Here is a 2,151-nt window from a genome sequence, read left to right as displayed (position 1 = left end):
GTGGGGTCCGGCCCTCCTCGACCGGGGGAGGGCCGGCGGTGGCGGTGCCGCGGCAGCGGCGGTCTGCTCGGGAGTTGTCGAGCGTACCGATTCGGTTGACAGGAGATTTCCTCGCGGTGCCCGGGGCCGACTAACGGCGCTTTTCGGACATGCGTCGGCTGCCTCCCGGTGCCGCCCGAACTGTGAACCGCGGAGGTGGGAGACCGCTGCGTGCGCGTTTCTTCCCGGCGCTACGGGTCTGTTCTTTGGCTTGAATGAATGGTTCACTCCTGAACTGTCGGGGCTTCCCTCCCCGCGTTGGCGACACGTCCGGCCTCGCTGCGGCCTCCCGGCATGGGGTGTGTCCGGTAGTTGCGTGTGAGCCCGTGAGGGTTTACCGCGCTGTGGCCGGATCTCCACGGCTCTCCACGGCCGACGGCGTTCACAGCCGTCGCCTCCCTGGTGGAGATCACGGATCCGTCGACCGGACGTCAGGCCACGACGAGCGTGGAGGAGTCATGAGCAACGTCGTCCCGGTGACCACGTGTGCGGCCGTGGTGCTGGTGGCCTCGGCCATCGCGCTGAGGGGCGCCCGGTCCTCCGTCGCCGGCGGCGGGGTCAGGGCGGACCTTGAGGACTGGGCACTGGCCGACCGCCGCCAGGGCGGCGTCCTCGTGTGGTGTCTGCTCGGCGGCACCGTCTACACCGCGTATACGTTCACCGCCGTGCCGGGAGCGGTGTTCACCTCCGGCGGCATCGGCTTCTACGCGCTGCCGTACACGGTGCTCATCTGCACGATCGCCTTCGTTCTGCTGCCCCGCCTGGCGGCGACGGCGCGAGCCCACGGGCATGTCACGGTCGCCGATTTCGTACGGGAACGCTACGGGTCGCCGCTGCTGGCCCTGGCCGTGTCCCTCACCGGCATCTTCGCCACGATGCCGTACATCGCGCTGCAGCTGCTCGGCATCAGGGCGGTGCTCAGCGTGCTGGGCGTACGGCCGGACGGAGCCGCCGGCGACGCCGCGCTGACGGCCGTGTTCGCCGTGCTCGCCGTCTCCACCTACCGGTACGGCCTGCGTGCGCCGACCCTGGTCTCGGCGGTCAAGGCCGTGCTCATCGTGGGCTCGACGCTCGCCCTCGCGGGGCTCGTCCTGACCAGGCTCGGGTCGCCGGCGACCCTCTTCGCCCGCGCTGACGCGGCGCTCACCGCTCGCGACGGGGCGTCCGCCCTCGTGCCCGCCGCCGATCTCGCACCGGCGTACCTGTCCTTGGCGGTGGGCTCGGCCCTCGCGCTGTTCGCCTTCCCCCACGTCCTGATGGTGGCGTTCTCCGCCCGCAGCGGCGACGTCCTGCGCCGGTCGTCCGTCACGCTCCTGGGCTGGACGGCCATGCTCGGAGTCTTCGCGCTCTTCGGCATCGCGGCCCTCGCGGCGCGGGTCGAGCCACCGCCGGGCCGCAGCGAACTGGCGGTACCCCTGCTCGTCCTCGACCTCGCGCCCGGCTGGGCGGCCGGGCTGCTGCTGGGCGCCCTCGTCGTGGCGGCGCTCGTCCCGGCCGCGGTGATGTCCATCGGCGCGGCGACGCTGTTCGCACGGAACGTGTACCTGGAGTTCGTCAGTCCCACCGCGACGGCGGCTCAGGTGACCAGGATGGCCCGGCTGATGTCGCTGGTCGTGAAGCTGGGCGCACTCGCGTTCGCGCTCGGACTGCGGGACCAGGCCGCGATCAACCTGCATCTGCTGGGGGCCGTATGGGTGCTCCAGATCGTGCCGACGATCGCGCTCGGACTGCTCCACCGGACACCGCACCGGATCTCCCTGCTCGCCGGCTGGCTGCTGGGCATGGTGGTCGGCACCGGCCTGGTCAACACGGGCGCGTTCTCCTCGCTGGTGCGGCTCTCGATCGGCCCGGTGGACACCCAGGTGTACGCGGGCGTGCTCGGACTCGCCGTCAACCTCGCCGTCGTGATGCTGACCAGCCCTCCGCTGAGCCGGCTCGGCGTACCGCGCGGCGTGTCGGGGGTGCTGAGACCGGACGGATCCGCTCGCGGCGGCGGGGCGATGTCGTGAGCGAGGGCATGAGACGCACGGACAAGCCCTGGCGCCGCGGCGGCCCCGCGTCGGCTGTCGACGACGCCGGCGCCGCCGCCGCGGCGGCCCCGCAGGCCCCGCC

At 72.4% G+C, this 2,151-nt stretch carries 1 protein-coding gene; it reads left to right on the top strand.

Annotation, left to right across the window (positions count from 1 at the left end):
- The first annotated feature begins 497 nt into the window (after nt 1-497).
- Nucleotides 498-2,048: a sodium:solute symporter family protein gene (locus G5C65_RS35985; RefSeq protein ID WP_165303256.1), complete on the top strand. Its 1,551-nt coding sequence runs from the start codon at nt 498-500 to the stop codon at nt 2,046-2,048.
- Nucleotides 2,049-2,151 lie beyond the last annotated feature (103 nt).

The sequence above is a fragment of the Streptomyces boncukensis genome, from assembly GCF_011045075.1.
GTDB classification, from domain to species: Bacteria; Actinomycetota; Actinomycetes; order Streptomycetales; family Streptomycetaceae; genus Streptomyces; species Streptomyces boncukensis.
The sequence above is the reverse complement of the archived record's forward strand: the minus strand, read 5'-3'. Positions and strand labels throughout refer to the sequence as shown.